Raw genomic sequence first — 272 nt, 5'->3', positions numbered from 1 at the left:
GTCCAGGCTGGCCGTCAACGAGGCGGTCGCGGGCGAACGCGCCCGGCTGGCCCGCGAGATGCACGACTCCGTCGCCAAGACCCTCCACGGCCTCGCCCTGGCGGCGGACGGACTGGCCGGCTCCGCCCACCGCCTGGACCCCGACACCCTCAGACGGCAGGCCGAACTCGTCGCCCGCTCCGCGCGCCGCGCCGCGGTGGAATCCCGGGAACTGCTGTCCGACCTGCGACGCGAGTCGGGCCTGGACGGCGGGGTGGACATCGCCGGCGAAC

At 76.1% G+C, this 272-nt stretch carries 1 protein-coding gene; it reads left to right on the top strand.

From position 1 onward, the window contains the following. On the top strand, window positions 1-272 hold a 272-nt coding region (locus ACSNOK_RS34305; protein ID WP_436784638.1), incomplete at both ends, for a histidine kinase.

Origin of the sequence: Streptomyces sp. URMC 126 (assembly GCF_051386555.1) — a bacterium.
Lineage (GTDB): Bacteria > Actinomycetota > Actinomycetes > Streptomycetales > Streptomycetaceae > Streptomyces.
Note: the sequence above shows the minus strand (reverse complement) of the source record. Positions and strands in the feature narration are given on the sequence as shown.